This window comes from Pseudomonas sp. BMW13 (assembly GCF_013357275.1).
Classification (GTDB): domain Bacteria; phylum Pseudomonadota; class Gammaproteobacteria; order Pseudomonadales; family Pseudomonadaceae; genus Aquipseudomonas; species Aquipseudomonas khazarica.
The window spans coordinates 16,719-30,958 of record NZ_SUKD01000001.1 but is presented as its reverse complement, the minus strand read 5'-3'; the positions used below and the strand labels follow the sequence as shown (position 1 = coordinate 30,958).

The window sequence follows — 14,240 nt, the reverse complement described above, 5'->3', positions numbered from 1 at the left end:
TTTTTCGCTTTCAGGAGTCTGCATGAGCGCGTCCATTCGTCCGGTCGATCTGGCCAAGGCTTACCGCCTGCTCAACCACGGCCCCACCGTGCTGGTGTCCGCACGTCACCAGGCTGTGGATAACGTCATGGCGGCGGCCTGGTGCTGTGCGCTGGATTTCGACCCACCGAAGCTGAGCCTGGTGCTGGACAAGGCCACCCGCACCCGTGCGCTGGTCGAGGGCAGTGGCCTGTTCGCCGTTCAGGTGCCGACCGTGGCGCAGCTGCAGCTGACCCAGGCGGTGGGCAATGCCAGCCTTGGCGATGACCCGGCGAAGCTGGCGCACGCCGGGGTCGACCTGTTCGAGATGGCAGGCCACGATGTGCCCTTGGTTGCCGGCTGCTCGGCCTGGCTGGTCTGCCGGATGATCAATGAGCCGCATAACCAGCAGGCCTACGACCTGTTCATTGGCGAGGTGATCGCCGCCTGGGCCGACGAGCGGGTGTTCCGCGATGGCCGCTGGCACTTCGAAACGGCCGACCCGAACCTGCGCAGCCTGCATCATGTGGCGGGCGGGCACTACTACGCGGTTGGCGAGGCGCTCAAGGCCTGAGTGGACGAGGTGCCTGAAGCGCTGCAGCCAGGCGCTCGCCTCAGCGTGCCAATGGCAGCGCCATGCCGATCAGCACGAACAGCGTGCCGCAGCTGCGGTTGAAGGTGTGGCCGCCGCGTTGCAGCCAGGGGCGTACGCGCACGGCGGTCAGGGCCAGCAGCAGTTCGACGAGGAACTCGACCACGGCGAAGGTCGCCGCCATCACCACGAACTGCACGGCCAGGCCGCGCTGGGGGTCGAGGAACTGCGGCAGGAAGGCGCCGTAGAACAGAATCACCTTGGGGTTCGACAAGGCCGACAGCAGGCCCTGGCGAAACAGTCGCCCGGCGCTGGGGCGCACGCCGCTGTCGGCCAGCGTCAGGTTCATCGGCGGGGCGCGCCAGAGCTGGATGCCGAGCCACACCAGGTAGGCGCCGCCGATCCACTTGAGTGCCAGCAGCGCGGTGGGTGCGGTCTTGAGCAGGGCGCCAAGGCCGAACATGGCCAGGGCGATCAGCGTGCCGAAGCCGACCACGCCGCCGAGGATGGTCGCCAGCGCCATGCGTGCGCCGTACAGCCCGCCATGGGTCAGCGCCAGCAGGCTGTTGGGGCCGGGCGTCAGCGCCAGGCCGAGGGTTGCGACGAAGTAGACGAGCCAGAGTTCGAGGGCCATGTGGGTCTCCTGGGAAGGTGGCCAGTCTACTCAGCGCTGCAGTCAGTAATGAGGTAGATTCTGGTCATCTACCAGTCGATTCTGGACGACTCATGTCGCAACGCCCTGACCTGCGCTTCCTCCTGCTGCCTCTGCCGGAGTTCGCCCTGCTGCCGTTCGGCGGCTTTCTCGACAAGTTGCGCTTCAGCGCCGACGACGAGGATTACAGCCGTCAGCGCTACTGCACCTGGACCATTCTCGGCCTGCAGCCGGGGCATGTGTCGTCGAGCAGCGGTGCGGCGTTGCGAATCGAGGCCACGCCGCAGGAGCTGACGCTGGCCGAGCACGACTATCTGGTGCTGTTCGGCGGGCGTAACGCGCAGGCCACGGCGGCGCTGGCGCCGGCCTACCGGGCCCTGTTGCGCCGCGCCGTACGTGCCGGGGTGAAGCTGGTGGCGATCGACAACGCCAGTTTCCTGCTGGCCGCCTGTGGCCTGCTCGATGGCCATCAGGTCGCGGTGCACTGGCGTCACCAGGCGGAGTTTCGCGCCAGCTTCGCCCACCTGCGGCTGGCGCACGAGCGCCTGTACAGCATCGATTCCGAGCGGATTTCCTGTGCCGGGGGCACGGCGGCCATCGATCTGGCGGTGGAGTTGCTGGCCCGTGGCAGCGGACGGGCGCGGGCGCTCAAGGGCCTGGCCGACATGCTGGTGGACGAGACGCGCAGTGGCCAGCACGCGCTGCGCTCGCTGCATGGCACGTCCAGCGGCGAACGTCATGTCGACCGTGCCATCGCCCTGATGCGCCACGGCCTGGCCAGCGCCGACGGTATCGAGCAACTGGCGGCCAGCGTCGGTATCAGTCGCCGGCAGCTCGACCGCCTGTTCCGCGCCCGCCAGGGCATGAGTGCCCGTGAGTACTGGAACGAGTTGCGCCTGCAACACGTGCGCTGGCGCCTGCTCAACTCCAGTCACAGCCTGGCGCAGATCGCCGACGAGATCGGTGCCAGCGACGCCAGCCACCTGGGCAAGCTGTTTCGCCAGCGGTTCGGTGTCGCTCCCGGCGCTTTTCGTCGCCAGGGCGGCATGCCGTCGTAGGGTGGATCACGCTTCACCGATCCACTGTCAGTGGACGCACCGCTGTGCTTCATCGATCCATCAGCAACGGCAGCCACACCGATGCCAGCAGCAACAGCGCCATGGCCCGGTTGAACAGCAGCAGCCGCGACGGTTGCCGCAGCAGGCGGGCGCTGCCGGCGCCGAGCAGGCCCCAGCTGAGCAGGCAGGGTGTGGAGACCAGCAGGAACAGCGCGGCATGGATGGCCACGCGGCTTGGTGAAGCCTGGCCATCGAGAAATATCGCCGTGACCGAGAGGGTCATCAGCCAGGTCTTGGGGTTGATCAGTTGCAGGACGGCGCCCTGGACGAACCCCTGGCGTCGCTCGATGGGCCGTGCCTCGATACCGGCCGCGTCGCGGCGCATCAGCTTGCAGGCCATCCAGCTGATCCAGGCGGCGCCGGCCCAGGTCATCGCCGTTTGCAGCAGCGGTGTGCGCGCCAGCAGCTCGCCCAGGCCAAGGCCGACCACCAGCAGCATGAGACTGGCACCCAGGCTGGCGCCGAGGGCGATGGTCAGGGCAATGGGCAGGCCGAAACGCGAGGCGCTGCCGAGGATCAGCAGGTTGGTCGGCCCCGGGGTGATCGAAGCCGCCGAGGCGAAGAGGATGAAGGGCAGCCACTGGTTCATGGCCGGGGCCCTGGTGCGGTGAGGGGCATCGATGATCGCTCCATGTCGGGTCATGGTGGCGATTGTCCAGTGGCCCCGCTCAGTGGTCTTGAAGCTTTGTGCAGAGGTTGCGGTAGGCGCCGGGGGTGACGCCATTGGCGCGGCGGAACCAGCGGCCGAGGTGGCTCTGGTCGGCGAAGCCCAGATCGCTGGCGACATCGGCGGGCGCACTGCCGAGGGCCAGCAGGCGGCGCGCGCGCACCAGGCGCAACTGGATCAGGTAGCCGTGCGGGGCGATGCCGAAGGCGGCCTTGAAGGCTCGCGTAAGGTGGAAGCGGTCCACGCCGCAGACCCGGGCCAGTTCACCGAGGCCGATGTTCTCGTGGAAGTGCGCGTGCAGGTAGTCGCGTGCGCGCAGGGCCACGCCGGGAATCTGCGGGTTGCCCTGCATGCGCTGGCGCCATTGCAGGTTGCGCGAAAGGCGTTCGAGCAGGCCATCCAGGGCCGCATCGCGGACCATGCGCGGCTCGCCCTCGCGCAGCGCCTGCAGGGCGTTGGCGATGTGCGGGAGCAGGCCGGGGTCGTCCGGCTGGGTGCGTGGCACGCTGGGCAGGCAGTCCACGGGGGCCTGTTCGAACAGCGCCGGCAAGGCGCCTTCGAGCCAGGCCGGTTCCAGATACAGCGTGGAGTAGGTGAAGCCCCCAGGCGCCGGGGCGTTGCCGTCATGAATGTCGCCGGGCTCGAGGAAGAAGGTCTGCCCCGGCACGCTGCTGAACAGGGCGCGGCGGCAATTGAACTGCTGCACGCCCTGCTCGGTGAAGCCGATCAGGTAGCTGTCGTGCCAGTGCGGATCGTAGGCATGCCCCTCGAAATGCGCGCGGATCACCTCGATGCCGGTATCGGCATCCTGTTTGAGGTCGACCCATGATTGCGCGTTCATCGCCATCTGCCCTTGGTTGCTTGAACGCCTGAGCTTAGCGCGTTCAGCACGCAGGACTAGAAGGTTTGTGCACGCGTACGGTCTGTAGGAGCCGGCTTGCCGGCGATCGATTTGCCCGATGAGGTCGGATCGCCCGCAAGCGGGCTCCTACAGGTCGGGATACCAGCGCGGTGTGTAGACCCATTCGCCGCCCTCGGCGCGGGGGAAGCGGCGGGTCTGGCTGGAGCCGATGATCACCAGGGTGCGCATGTCGACCATTTCCGGGGTCAGCTCGCCCAAGGTGAGGCTGCGCAGCGCTTCGGCGGGGCGACCAATGTCGCGGCCGAGCACCACCAGGGTTTCCGCCGCACGGTGCTGGCGCAGCAGTTCCAGCGCGCGGCCGAGCTGCCAGGGGCGGGCCCTGGAAATCGGGTTGTAGAAGGCCATGGCCAAATCGGCGGCGGCAGCGTGCTGCAGGCGCTGCTCGATCACCGCCCAGGGTTTGAGATTGTCGGACAGGGAGATAAGGCAGAAGTCATGGCCCAGTGGCGCACCGGCCTTGGCTGCGGTGGCCAGGGCAGCCGAGACGCCCGGCAGTACCTCCAGTTCGACCCCGCGCCAGGCATCGCTCTGCGGGCTTTCCAGCGCTTCCATCACGGCAGCGGCCATGGCGAACACGCCGGGGTCACCCGAAGAGATCATCACCACCCGGCGGCCCGTGGCAGCCAGCTCGAAGGCATGGGCGGCGCGCTGCAGTTCCTCGCGGTTGTCGCTGGGGTGCAGGCGCTGGTCGGCGCGCAGCGGGCCGGCCATCTTCACGTAGGTGTCGTAGCCGAGCAGGTCTTCGGCCTCGTCCAGGGCGCGGCGCACGGCGGGGGTCATGTGCTCGGCGGCGCCAGGGCCAAGGCCGACCACGCTGAGGCGGCCACGACGCTGGCCAAGGCGTTCGACATCCAGCGGCTGCTCGGCCAGCAGCAGGCGCAGGCCGTCGCCGGCGAGCTGCCGGGCGGGCAGTTCTGCGCTTGCGCCGTGAATGAAGCGCAGCGGCAGGTTCAGCTCGCGCGCGGCTGCGTGCAGTTCGGCATCGGCCATCCGGGCCTTGTCCGCGAGCAGAGCGGCCAGGGCCTGTGGCGCCAGGTTGGCGGTGCTCAGCGCCCGGTGGATGCGCGCCGCCAGCTGGTCGTCGGTTCGCTCGACCAGCACGGCGACGCTGCGCGGATGGATCAGCAGCTCGTCGGGCTGCGCCGGGCGGGCCTGCGGGGTGATGTGGATAACCCGCTTCGCAGCGTTATCCACAGGCAGCTGGGCGGCCTCCAGCCAGGGCGCCTGGCCTTCGATGCGCACCGTTTCGCCGCCGAGCAGGTCGCTGACGAAGCGCTTGCCCTGTTGCAGGTCGGCCAGGGCGTAGCCGGCCGGCGGCTCCAGCAGGCAGGTGCCGAAGCGCAGCTCGCCGCTGGTGGTGATCGCCGGCGTGACCTCCAGGTGTGCGGCGATCTCGCGGGCCAGGCGATTGACCCCGGCCAGGCCACCGAGCAGTGGCACCACGGCGCTGCCGTCTTCGGCGAGGGCCAGCACCGGTGGCTCGCTGCCCTTCTCCGCCAGCAGCGGGGCGAGGCTGCGGATGACGATGCCGGCGGCGCACAGCACCAGCAGCGGTTGCCCGGCCCGATAGAGCGCACGCAGGCTGTCGCCGAAGTCGTCGTAGTGACGCTCGGCAGCCTCGACCCGGCCGCGCAGGCCATGGATCAGCGCCTGTGGATAAAGCGCCTTGAGGCGTTGTGCAGTGGCCAGCGCGCTGCTGCCGAGGATGACGATGTTCATGCGGTAGATCCTGTAGCCCGGATGAAATCCGGGGTGTGTGTTTCCCGGATTGCATCCGGGCTACGTGCGAGCTGGGGGAGCGTGTAGGGTGGATGGCGCTTCACCCATCCACCGCCACGATGGTGGATGAAAAAAGCGTCATCCACCCTACGAGTCCAGGAGCGGCTGGGCCGCATTCCGCTCCCACAGGCAATCGATCACCCCCGCCATTTCTGGCCGGGCACCAGAATCATCGAGAAGTACGGCGAATCCATCGGCTCCACCTCGTCCAGCGCGACGATCTTCTGGCTGGCCATGGTCGCGCGCTCGACGTAATGGGCACGGTCGTCCAGGCCGAGCTTGCGCAGCACGCGGCGGACCTTGTCGAAGTTGCGCCCGAGCTTCATCACCACGGCGGCCTCGGCGTCGCGCAGGCGCTGTTCGAGTTCTTCCTCCGGCAGCACGCCGGAAAGCACGCTCAGGCTCTGGTTGCGGTACACCAGCGGCGTGCCCAGCACCGAGGCGCAGCCGAGCATGGAACACACACCAGGCACCACCTCGACGTCGTAACGCTCGGCGAGGCGGTCGTGCAGGTACATGTAGGAGCCGTAGAAGAACGGGTCGCCCTCGCAGATCACCGCCACGTCCTGGCCGGCGTCCAGCAGCTGGGCGATCTGTTCGGCGCAGGTGTCGTAGAAATCGGCGATCACATCCTCGTAGGACAGCGGTGCGGCGAGCTTCTCGGTGGTCACCGGGTAGACCAGCGGCAGGCGCTGCTGGGCGTCGTCCAGGTGCGCCTCGATGATGCCGAAGGCGTTGCCGCCCTGGCCGGCGTTGTGTTTCGCCTTGGCCACGAAGTAGGCCACCACCGGCGCCGACTTGAGCAGGCGCAGCGCCTTGAGGGTGAGCAGCTCGGGGTCGCCGGGGCCGACGCCGAGACCAAGCAGACGACCGGCCATCACTCCACCTCCGAGGCCAGCGCGTTGACCGCGGCCACCGCCATGGCGCTGCCGCCGCGCCGACCGCGCACGATCACGTAGGGCACGCCACGGCTGTCTGCGGCCAGGGCGTCCTTGGATTCGGCGGCGCCGATGAAGCCCACCGGCATGCCGATGATCAGCGCCGGTTTCGCGGCGCCGGCGTCGAGCATTTCCAGCAGGTAGAACAGCGCGGTGGGGGCGTTGCCAATCACCACCACGCTGCCTTCCAGGTGTTCGCGCCAGTGTTCCAGGGCCACCGCCGAGCGGGTGTTGCCGACTTCACGGGCGAGCTCGGGCACGCCGGCGTCGTGCAGGGTGCAGAGCACCGGATTGTTCGCCGGCAGGCGCGGGCGGGTGATGCCCTCGGCGACCATGCGCGCATCGCAGAGGATCGGCGCGCCGGCCAGCAGGGCTGCGCGGCCGGCGGCGCCAGCTCCGGGGGAGAAGCGCAGGTCCTCGACCACGTCGACCATGCCGCAGGCGTGGATCACCCGCACGGCGAGTTTCTCCAGGTCGGCGGGAATGCCGGACAGGTTGGCCTCGGCGCGAATGGTGGCGAAGGAGCGGCGGTAGATTTCCTGGCCGTCGCGGATGTAATCAAGCATCAGGGAGTCCTGCGGGAAGGTGGCGGGCGAACCAGGCGCCGGCCTCGTCGATGGTCATGGACGGCACCAGCAGGCGACCGAAGCCGGTCACCTCGGGGGTGCGTTGATAGAGCTGGTAGTGATCGGGCGTGCTGGCCAGCAGGGTGTAGGGCTGCACCCGCGCGCTGGCGCAACTGCGCGGGCAGGCGCTGAGGTGAGCCTGCGGGCGGGCGCCGTTGGCGCGCAGCAGCTCGGCCAGGTGCAGCGCGTGGTGCTTGCTGTCGGCCAGGCCACGGGCGCAGGCGGCCGATCCGGTGCAGGCGACCAGCCCGAGCAGTGGGTCGCCGGCCTCGTGCAGCAGGCCGAGTTCGCCCAGTGCGTTGCTCAGGGTTGCGGCCTCAGCCTGCGGCACGTTGCCCAGCAGCAGGCCCTGCCAGGGGGTCAGGCGCAGTTCACCGCCGGCATACCGCTCGCTCAGCTCGGCGAGGGCCAGCAGCTGTTCGGCGTGCAGGCGACCCAGCTGGGCCCCGGCGACGACCATGCACAGGCCGGCCCGGGCCTGTGGATAAATCCCTGCGGGCGCCCGCTCGACGCCTGCGGGCGTCTGCCAGTCGGCTGTTGGCGGCTGCAGGGGGAAGTCCAGGCGTGCCTGCAGGCGCTGCAGCAGTTCGCTGGCCGGGAGCTGCGCCAGCAGCTGGCGCATGCGTGATTGTTCGGGCGTGGCCAGTTCGAGGAACAGCAGCAGCAGCTGGTGCACCAGCTCGACCGCCTGCGCGGCTTCGATGCGTGCCAGCGGCGCGTCGCCGGGGCAGCCGGCCAGGCCCAGCAACAGGTGGCGTTCATCTGCGGCGGCCAGCCACAGGTCGTGCGGGTGTTCGCGCATCGCCAGGGCTTCGCCGCCATCCAGCTGCAGGGCGAACTTGGCTGACAGGGCATGCAGCGCCGGGGTGTCCTGCAGCAGGTCGAGGAGTTGCCCGGCGAGCGGGCGAACGTCCATCCGTGCCTGCGGGTCGAGGCCAGCGGCAGGGCTGAGCAGGAGGTTGCGTACGTCGTCGGCGGCGGCCACGCGCGGACCGAGACCGGCAGCGAGCAGTGCGCCGATCAACGCGCTCTCCTGGCCGGGCAGCACGCCGCGAATCTGCAGGTTGCTGCGGTTGGTCAGCTCCAGGGTACCGCTGGCGTAGCGCCGGGCAGCCTCTCCGATCGCACGCGCCTGGGCACTGTGCAGCACGCCGCCAGGCAGCTTGACGCGGCAGATGCCGCCGTCCAGTGCGGGCACGATGCGCAGCAGGCCCGGACAGGCAGAAGCCCGAGGGGTTGGCAGTTCGGCGGTGAGGGGACAGTCGCGCACAGGGTTCACCAGCAACAACGACGCGGCGACCGGACCAGCGAAACCCGTCGAGAGGGTTTCATGGCATCGGTACACCCCGCCCGATGTTGGCACTCGCGACCAGCGTTCGTCGGCAGGTCTCCTGGCTGACAGGTCTTCATCCGCTACGGCCTTCCCGGTTGCCCAGTGGCGCATGTGCAGCGGACTCGCTGTTTACAGTTGCGGGGGCAGCTCGGTGGCGATGGTTGATCGCTCCGGATTCCCTCTTCGAGGCTGTCGACGATCCACTGCAGCAACGCCAGGCTCGGAAAGCCACCGGCGGCTGACGCATGCAGATCGTGAACAGACTCTTGGGCCCGTTTACAAGGGGCACCGACGAAGGCGCTATTATGCCCGCTTTGCGCGGCGTCGCGACACGCGCCCTGTCGGCTACTTGCGAGGAAGGTGGATGAAACCCTGGTTGACCCTGGTGGGTATCGGCGAAGACGGCTACCCCGGCCTGGGCAAGGCTGCGCGGCGGGCCCTGCTGGCGGCCACGCGCATCGTCGGTGCGCCGCGCCAGCTGGCGTTGCTGCCGCCGTGCATCGCTGGCGAGCGGGAACACTGGCCGAGCCCCTTCGACCTGCAGCCGTTGCTGGCGCGGCGCGGCGAGGCGGTATGCGTGCTGGCCAGCGGCGATCCGATGTTCTACGGCGTCGGGGCCAGCCTGACGCGGCAATTGGCGGCCGATGAGCTGCAGGTGTTGCCGGCACCGTCGTCGGTGTCGCTGGCGGCGGCGCGCCTGGGCTGGCCGCTGCAGGAGGTGGACGTGGTCTCGCTGGTCGGCCGGCCGCTGGCCACGCTCAATGCCCGCCTGTTTCCCGGTGTGCGCCTGCTGCTGTTGAGCGCCGACGGCGACACGCCTGCCCAGGTTGCCGCAGCGCTGTGCGCGCGCGGTTTCGCTGCCAGTCGCCTGACCCTGCTGGAGCACCTCGGCGGGCCCGAGGAGCGCCGTATCGATGGCCTGGCCGCGCAGTGGAGCCTGCCGCGCGCGGCCGATCTCAACCTGCTCGCCGTGGAGTGCCTGGCGGACGCCGGGACCCAGGTGCTGCCGCCGACCTGCGGCCTGCCTGACGATGCCTATCGGCATGACGGCCAGCTGACCAAGCGCGACGTGCGCGCGGTGACCCTGGCGCGCCTGGCGCCGCTGCCCGGCGAGCTGCTGTGGGACGTGGGCGCCGGCTGCGGCTCCATTGGTATCGAGTGGATGCGCGCCCATCCCGCCTGCCGCGCCATCGCCATCGAGGCCAACGAGGGCCGTCAGGCGCATATCCGGCACAACCGCGACGCCCTTGGTGTGCCCGCTCTGCAGCTGGTGGCCGGGCATGCGCCGGAGGCCCTGGACGGATTGCCGGCAGCGGATGCCATCTTCATCGGCGGCGGCGTCACCGTGTCGGGGCTGCTGGAACAGTGCTGGGCCGCGCTCAAACCGGGCGGGCGGCTGCTGGCCAACGCGGTGACGATCCAGAGCGAGGCGGCGCTGGTGGCCTTTCGCGAACGGCAGGGCGGCGAGCTGCTGCGCCTGACGGTGGCGCAGGCGCAACCGCTGGGCGGGTTCGATACCTGGCGGGCGGCGTTGCCGATCACCCTGCTGGCGGTACGCAAGCCGTGAGGCCGCGCATCCTGCTGCTGGGCGGCACCAGCGAGGCGCTGCGCCTGGCTCGTCAGCTGGGCCCCGAAACGCTGTACAGCCTGGCCGGCCTGGGCCGGGTACCGGACGACCTGCCCTGTCGCGTGCGGGTGGGCGGCTTCGGTGGTGCCGACGGGCTGGCCGCGTTCATCGCCGCCGAAGGCATCGAACTGCTGCTGGACCTGACCCATCCCTACGCCGCGCAGATCAGCGCCAACGCGGCACGGGCCGCCGTGCTCAGCGGTGTGCCCTGCTGGGCGCTGCGGCGCCCCGGTTGGCAACCTGCGGCCGGCGACGACTGGCGCGAAGTGGAGGGCTGGGACGGGCTCAGCCATGCCCTGGCACCCTTCCAGCGGCCATTCTTCACCTCCGGGCGCGAGCCGCTGGCGCATCTGCATGAGATTCCTGCGCACCAGCACTGGACGGTGCGTTGCCTGCAGAGCGAGCCGGCGCCGCCCCGCGCGGAGATCATCGGGGCCCGCGGGCCTTTCTCGCTGGACGAGGAGCGTGCCCTGTTCGCCCGTATCCGCTGCGACGTGCTGGTGAGCAAGAACAGCGGCAGCCAGGCGACCGAGCCGAAACTGCAGGTCGCACGCGAGCTGGGTCTGCCTGTGCTGCTGTTGCGCCGGCCCGAGCCGGCGCCGGCAACGCGCAGTTTCTGCGACCTGCAGACGCTGTTCGAGGCGTTGCCGCGCTAGGTCGCCTTCACCAGCAGGCCGTCACTCAGCCACTGGTGCAGCCAGCGCGCGGCCTGCACAGGGGCCTGCTCCCCCAGTTCCTGCAGGCTGTCGCACAGCTCGGCGAAGTTCAGCCCCTCACAGGCCATGGCCTGCAAGGCCTGCGCTTGCGCGGGGTCGAGACTGCGATAGCGGGTGACCAGTTGCTCACGCCAGATCAGGCAGGTCTCGGCGTGCTCCAGGGCATGACTGCCCGGGAATGCCTGCTCGTGCTTGAGGGCACGCCACAGCTCCAGGCTGTTGTGCTGCAGGGTCAGCCATTGCACGCTCGGTTGCAGCGCCACGCGCAGCAGCGGCCAGTCCTGTGCCGCCAGGTGCGCCAGGTGTTCGGCACGCAGCAGTTCTGCATCGTGGGCGTCGAAGGCCAGGGTGAAGGCCCATTCCAGGCGCGCCAGTTCGGCCAGCGGTGCAGCCTGCTCGGCGACCAGGTGCTGCTCGATGAAGCCGGCCAGGTTGGCGCCCAGCCAGCGCAGGCTGAAGTGCGCCGAGGGATGGGCGTCGAGGTAGTCGCGGCCGAGGCGCTCGAAGTCGTCGTCGCCGAGCCAGGCGTGAATCGCCGCGTAGTCGCCCTGCAGGGCTTCGAGCAGGCGTGCGCGATAGGCGTTGTGATAGATCGCCAGGCCCTGTTCGGCGCTCAGTGCGGCGCTGCCGAGCAGGCTGGCGGCGAGGGCGGCATCGGGCGTCGACTGGTTGCCGAGCAGGTAGCGCTCGACCTCGCGCTGCCATTCGTTCAGGCGCATGCCGCCTCCTCGCCGAGCACCTCGCGCGCGATGCGCCGCGCCTGCTGCAGTTCGCTCAGCAACTCGTCGAGAGGCGGCAGGTGGTCGTCCCGCTCGAGCAGGGTGGAAACCGGGCCCAGGTGCGCCAGGGTGCGCCGGTACAGCTGCCAGACCGGGTCGCACACCGGGTGGTCGTGGGTGTCGATCAGGTAGTCGCCGTAGTCGTGGTGGCCGGCCAGGTGGAACTGGCGGATGCGCTCGGCCGGCAGTGCGCTGATGAAGTCCCACGGCTCGAAACCATGGTTGCGCGCGCTGACGTAGACGTTGTTGATATCCAGCAGCAGCTCGCAGCCGCTGAGTTCGCACAGGGCCGAGAGAAACTGCCATTCGCTCATCTGGTCATCGGCGCAGCGCAGGTAGCTGGAGACGTTCTCCAGGACCAGCGGCCGCTCCAGCACGTCCTGCACCTGGCGCACGCGTGCGGCGACGTGCTGCAGGCTTTCCTCGGTGTAGGGCAGCGGCAGCAGGTCATGCAGCTGGTGGGCATTGCCCCGGCTCCAGCACAGGTGGTCGGAGATCCACGCCGGGCGCACGCGCCTGGCCAGTTGCGCCAGGCGCTGCAGGTAGTCGCGGTCCAGCGCGTGCGGCCCGCCGATCGACAGCGATACGCCGTGCATGACCAGCGGGTAGTGTTCGGCGATGGCGTCGAGGTAGTACAGCGCCTTGCCGCCATCGACCATGTAATTCTCGGAGATGATCTCGAACCAGTCGACCGCGGGCCGCCGTTCGAGGATTTCCTGGTAGTACTCGCTGCGCAGGCCCAGGCCGTGGCCGAGCATCGTCGTTGCTTTCATCGCCGCCTCCGCAGGTGAAAACGGGGCGACCGACCGGCCGCCCCTCGTGGCTCTTAGGCGCCTACGGTGCCGCCGGCAGCGGAGCACTCGGCCTTGGTCATCACCTTGAAGCCGTGGCCCTTGCAGACTGCCTGGCCCTTGCAGGCGTTCTCGGCGGTCTTGCAGTCGTTCTGGCCTTTGCAGGAGGTCACGCCGTAGCAGTGTACGGTCGCTTCCTCGGCCGAGGCGACGCTGGCGGTCATGCCGGCGAACAGCGAGGCGGCGGCGAAGGCAATGGCGGCGCCAGCGGCGGTGGTCTTGATAGTCATGCGCTTATCCTCTGGAAATTGGAGAGGCCGGCTGAAGCATCGTCGTTCAGGCCCGGCAACTCACTAGAGTCGGACCTGCCGCTGGCGTTACAGGGGTGGAAAAAACTTTCTGCTCAGTGCGTCTGCGCACTGTCGTCAGGCTGGTCGATACGCAGTTCCGGCACGGCCCGCCCCGCGACCAGGCGCTCGTCCACCAGGCGGATGACCGCTGCCTCGTCGCTGACGCCGTACCACTCGCCCTGTGGATAAAGGCTCGCCGTCGGGCCCAGGTCACAGGGAAACTGGCACTGGCTGCGGGTGATGTGCACACCGCCGGGACATTCCAGGCGGCCGGCGGCCTTGAGGCGCTGGCGCAGGGTTTTCCACAGGCCGAGGGCGCCCTTGCGCGTGCAACGCGGACCGTTGCACAGCAGCAGGCGCTGGCTGTGCGGCGGAATCTGCGACCAGGGGTGCTGCTCGGGCAGGGCCGGTACGTCCTGGCAGGGCAGGTGGCGGCCGGTCTGTTCGAGCAGTGCGGCCAGGCCGTCCAGCCAGGCGTCCTCGAGGGCGCTGCACACCACGAAGACGGCTTCGCCGTTGCCGCGCTCGGCGATGCGCTGGCGCAGCCAGTCACGGTGCATGGCATCGGCGCGGGGTTCCAGGTCGACCACCAGCAGCGGCCGTGGCGCATCCGCCACCGCCTGCCAGAAGGCTTCGGGGTCCTGCTCGCTGTCGTGCAGATGGGCCTCGCCGAGCAGGGCTTCGGCACGTTGGCGCAGGCTCTGGGTCAGTGCGCCACGGGACAGGCCCGGCCCGCTGAACAGGACGCGGGCGTAAGCGATTCGAGTCATGGCCGTCTCCGGGAAAAGGGTGGGGCAGTCTAGCGGCTCGGCGCGCTGCACGCAGGCCCAATGCCCGAGGTGCCTTGACGCGAGGCGGCGGCGATGGTCATATCCGCCCCGCTTCAGGTGTCTCACGCCGCCGCGCGTGAGGTGAAACGGGAAGTCGGTTGAAGTCCGACGCTGCCCCCGCAACGGTAAGCGAGCGACCGCATCGAAACGCCACTGTGCGCCACGCGCATGGGAAGGCGATGCGTTCATGCCCCTCGCAAGCCCGGAGACCGGCCTGGAGTCACTCTGTCTGGCAACCCGCGGTGGGCGGGCGTTGACTCCAGTAGGGCGCGTTCGTGCCCCTGTCTGCTGTTGCGCATTTCCATCGGATTGCCGTGCCTTTTCCTTTGCGATGGAACACTCATGGCGCGCCATTTCCGCTTCAACGACCTTTTTTCTCAGGACTTCCTGCGCCGGCCGGCTGGCCCGGGCGAGCGGCTGCGAAACAGCATAATGTTATGTTATAACAATAACATTATGCCTTTCGGGTCTGCCTCATCCGCGTCGACACCTGCTGTCGAGC

Annotated in this window: 15 protein-coding genes and 2 riboswitches; of the genes, 4 read left to right on the top strand and 11 right to left on the bottom strand. The window is 69.2% G+C overall.

Annotated features, from left to right (window positions below):
- Positions 1 to 22: 22 nt before the first annotated feature.
- On the top strand, positions 23 to 592 hold the full coding sequence (locus E4487_RS00140; RefSeq protein ID WP_150607275.1) for a flavin reductase family protein: 570 nt from the start codon (positions 23 to 25) through the stop codon (positions 590 to 592).
- A gap of 40 nt (positions 593 to 632) precedes the next feature.
- Here the strand turns inward: E4487_RS00140 and E4487_RS00135 are convergent, their stop codons facing one another.
- Complete coding sequence (locus E4487_RS00135; protein WP_037054705.1) at positions 633 to 1,244, bottom strand: LysE family translocator; 612 nt, start codon at positions 1,242 to 1,244, stop codon at positions 633 to 635.
- 92 nt (positions 1,245 to 1,336) lie between these two features.
- Between E4487_RS00135 and E4487_RS00130 the strand changes: the two genes are divergently transcribed.
- Positions 1,337 to 2,320, top strand: coding sequence for a GlxA family transcriptional regulator (locus E4487_RS00130; RefSeq protein WP_175252472.1), 984 nt, complete (start codon positions 1,337 to 1,339; stop codon positions 2,318 to 2,320).
- 49 nt (positions 2,321 to 2,369) lie between these two features.
- Here E4487_RS00130 and E4487_RS00125 read toward each other — a convergent pair whose 3' ends face one another.
- The 6 genes from E4487_RS00125 to cobG form a co-directional block, all read right to left on the bottom strand.
- Entirely contained in the window at positions 2,370 to 2,969 is a 600-nt protein-coding gene (locus tag E4487_RS00125; RefSeq protein ID WP_047588817.1) for a LysE family translocator, read from the bottom strand.
- Between the two features lie 79 nt (positions 2,970 to 3,048).
- On the bottom strand, positions 3,049 to 3,888 hold the full coding sequence (locus E4487_RS00120) for an AraC family transcriptional regulator (protein ID WP_150607271.1): 840 nt from the start codon (positions 3,886 to 3,888) through the stop codon (positions 3,049 to 3,051).
- A 147-nt stretch (positions 3,889 to 4,035) separates the two neighbouring features.
- Positions 4,036 to 5,688, bottom strand: coding sequence for a precorrin-3B C(17)-methyltransferase (cobJ, locus tag E4487_RS00115; RefSeq protein WP_150607269.1), 1,653 nt, complete (start codon positions 5,686 to 5,688; stop codon positions 4,036 to 4,038).
- A gap of 197 nt (positions 5,689 to 5,885) precedes the next feature.
- Positions 5,886 to 6,626, bottom strand: a complete 741-nt coding sequence (locus E4487_RS00110; RefSeq protein ID WP_047587061.1) for a precorrin-2 C(20)-methyltransferase — start codon at positions 6,624 to 6,626, stop codon at positions 5,886 to 5,888.
- The gene (locus E4487_RS00105) at positions 6,626 to 7,252 is read right to left on the bottom strand and encodes a precorrin-8X methylmutase (protein WP_037054693.1); all 627 of its coding nucleotides are present in this window, start codon (positions 7,250 to 7,252) and stop codon (positions 6,626 to 6,628) included. Before E4487_RS00105 ends, E4487_RS00110 begins: the two co-directional genes overlap by 1 nt.
- Positions 7,245 to 8,582 carry a precorrin-3B synthase gene (gene cobG / locus E4487_RS00100; RefSeq protein ID WP_373921494.1) on the bottom strand — a complete coding sequence of 446 codons (1,338 nt, stop codon included), beginning with the start codon at positions 8,580 to 8,582 and terminating at the stop codon, positions 7,245 to 7,247. The genes E4487_RS00105 and cobG overlap by 8 nt, the downstream gene beginning before the upstream one ends.
- Before the next feature lie 93 nt (positions 8,583 to 8,675).
- Positions 8,676 to 8,876, bottom strand: a riboswitch (cobalamin riboswitch).
- Between the two features lie 133 nt (positions 8,877 to 9,009).
- On the opposite strand from cobG, the gene cbiE reads away from it, so the two are divergent.
- Together cbiE and E4487_RS00090 are read left to right on the top strand one after the other, a co-directional pair.
- The gene (cbiE, locus tag E4487_RS00095; protein WP_150607265.1) at positions 9,010 to 10,212 is read left to right on the top strand and encodes a precorrin-6y C5,15-methyltransferase (decarboxylating) subunit CbiE; all 1,203 of its coding nucleotides are present in this window, start codon (positions 9,010 to 9,012) and stop codon (positions 10,210 to 10,212) included.
- Positions 10,209 to 10,928, top strand: coding sequence for a cobalt-precorrin-6A reductase (locus E4487_RS00090; protein ID WP_150607263.1), 720 nt, complete (start codon positions 10,209 to 10,211; stop codon positions 10,926 to 10,928). The genes cbiE and E4487_RS00090 overlap by 4 nt, the downstream gene beginning before the upstream one ends.
- Here the strand turns inward: E4487_RS00090 and E4487_RS00085 are convergent.
- From E4487_RS00085 to E4487_RS00070, 4 genes are all read right to left on the bottom strand, one after another.
- Positions 10,925 to 11,707 (bottom strand): DNA-binding domain-containing protein, encoded by a 783-nt coding sequence (locus E4487_RS00085; RefSeq protein ID WP_037054688.1) that lies wholly within the window; start codon positions 11,705 to 11,707, stop codon positions 10,925 to 10,927. The two genes, E4487_RS00090 and E4487_RS00085, sit on opposite strands and share 4 nt — an antisense overlap.
- Positions 11,698 to 12,540, bottom strand: a complete 843-nt coding sequence (locus E4487_RS00080) for a DUF692 domain-containing protein (RefSeq protein WP_047589508.1) — start codon at positions 12,538 to 12,540, stop codon at positions 11,698 to 11,700. Before E4487_RS00080 ends, E4487_RS00085 begins: the two co-directional genes overlap by 10 nt.
- Before the next feature lie 53 nt (positions 12,541 to 12,593).
- Complete coding sequence (locus tag E4487_RS00075) at positions 12,594 to 12,848, bottom strand: membrane protein (protein WP_037054684.1); 255 nt, start codon at positions 12,846 to 12,848, stop codon at positions 12,594 to 12,596.
- Positions 12,849 to 12,961: 113 nt separating this feature from the next.
- On the bottom strand, positions 12,962 to 13,678 hold the full coding sequence (locus tag E4487_RS00070) for a ferredoxin (RefSeq protein ID WP_150607261.1): 717 nt from the start codon (positions 13,676 to 13,678) through the stop codon (positions 12,962 to 12,964).
- Positions 13,679 to 13,776: 98 nt separating this feature from the next.
- Positions 13,777 to 13,971, top strand: a riboswitch (cobalamin riboswitch).
- The last annotated feature ends 269 nt before the right edge of the window (positions 13,972 to 14,240 follow it).

Bases quoted from the DNA above. Each gene is read 5' to 3' on its own strand.
- cobJ (WP_150607269.1), bottom strand. From the start codon at position 5,688: ATGAACATCGTCATCCTCGGCAGCAGCGCGCTGGCCACTGCACAACGC.
- cbiE (WP_150607265.1), top strand. From the start codon at position 9,010: ATGAAACCCTGGTTGACCCTGGTGGGTATCGGCGAAGACGGCTACCCC.
- E4487_RS00070 (WP_150607261.1), bottom strand. From the start codon at position 13,678: ATGACTCGAATCGCTTACGCCCGCGTCCTGTTCAGCGGGCCGGGCCTG.
- E4487_RS00085 (WP_037054688.1), bottom strand. From the start codon at position 11,707: ATGCGCCTGAACGAATGGCAGCGCGAGGTCGAGCGCTACCTGCTCGGC.
- E4487_RS00130 (WP_175252472.1), top strand. From the start codon at position 1,337: ATGTCGCAACGCCCTGACCTGCGCTTCCTCCTGCTGCCTCTGCCGGAG.
- E4487_RS00125 (WP_047588817.1), bottom strand. From the start codon at position 2,969: ATGAACCAGTGGCTGCCCTTCATCCTCTTCGCCTCGGCGGCTTCGATC.
- E4487_RS00135 (WP_037054705.1), bottom strand. From the start codon at position 1,244: ATGGCCCTCGAACTCTGGCTCGTCTACTTCGTCGCAACCCTCGGCCTG.
- E4487_RS00075 (WP_037054684.1), bottom strand. From the start codon at position 12,848: ATGACTATCAAGACCACCGCCGCTGGCGCCGCCATTGCCTTCGCCGCC.
- E4487_RS00080 (WP_047589508.1), bottom strand. From the start codon at position 12,540: ATGAAAGCAACGACGATGCTCGGCCACGGCCTGGGCCTGCGCAGCGAG.
- E4487_RS00140 (WP_150607275.1), top strand. From the start codon at position 23: ATGAGCGCGTCCATTCGTCCGGTCGATCTGGCCAAGGCTTACCGCCTG.
- E4487_RS00110 (WP_047587061.1), bottom strand. From the start codon at position 6,626: ATGGCCGGTCGTCTGCTTGGTCTCGGCGTCGGCCCCGGCGACCCCGAG.
- E4487_RS00105 (WP_037054693.1), bottom strand. From the start codon at position 7,252: ATGCTTGATTACATCCGCGACGGCCAGGAAATCTACCGCCGCTCCTTC.
- E4487_RS00120 (WP_150607271.1), bottom strand. From the start codon at position 3,888: ATGAACGCGCAATCATGGGTCGACCTCAAACAGGATGCCGATACCGGC.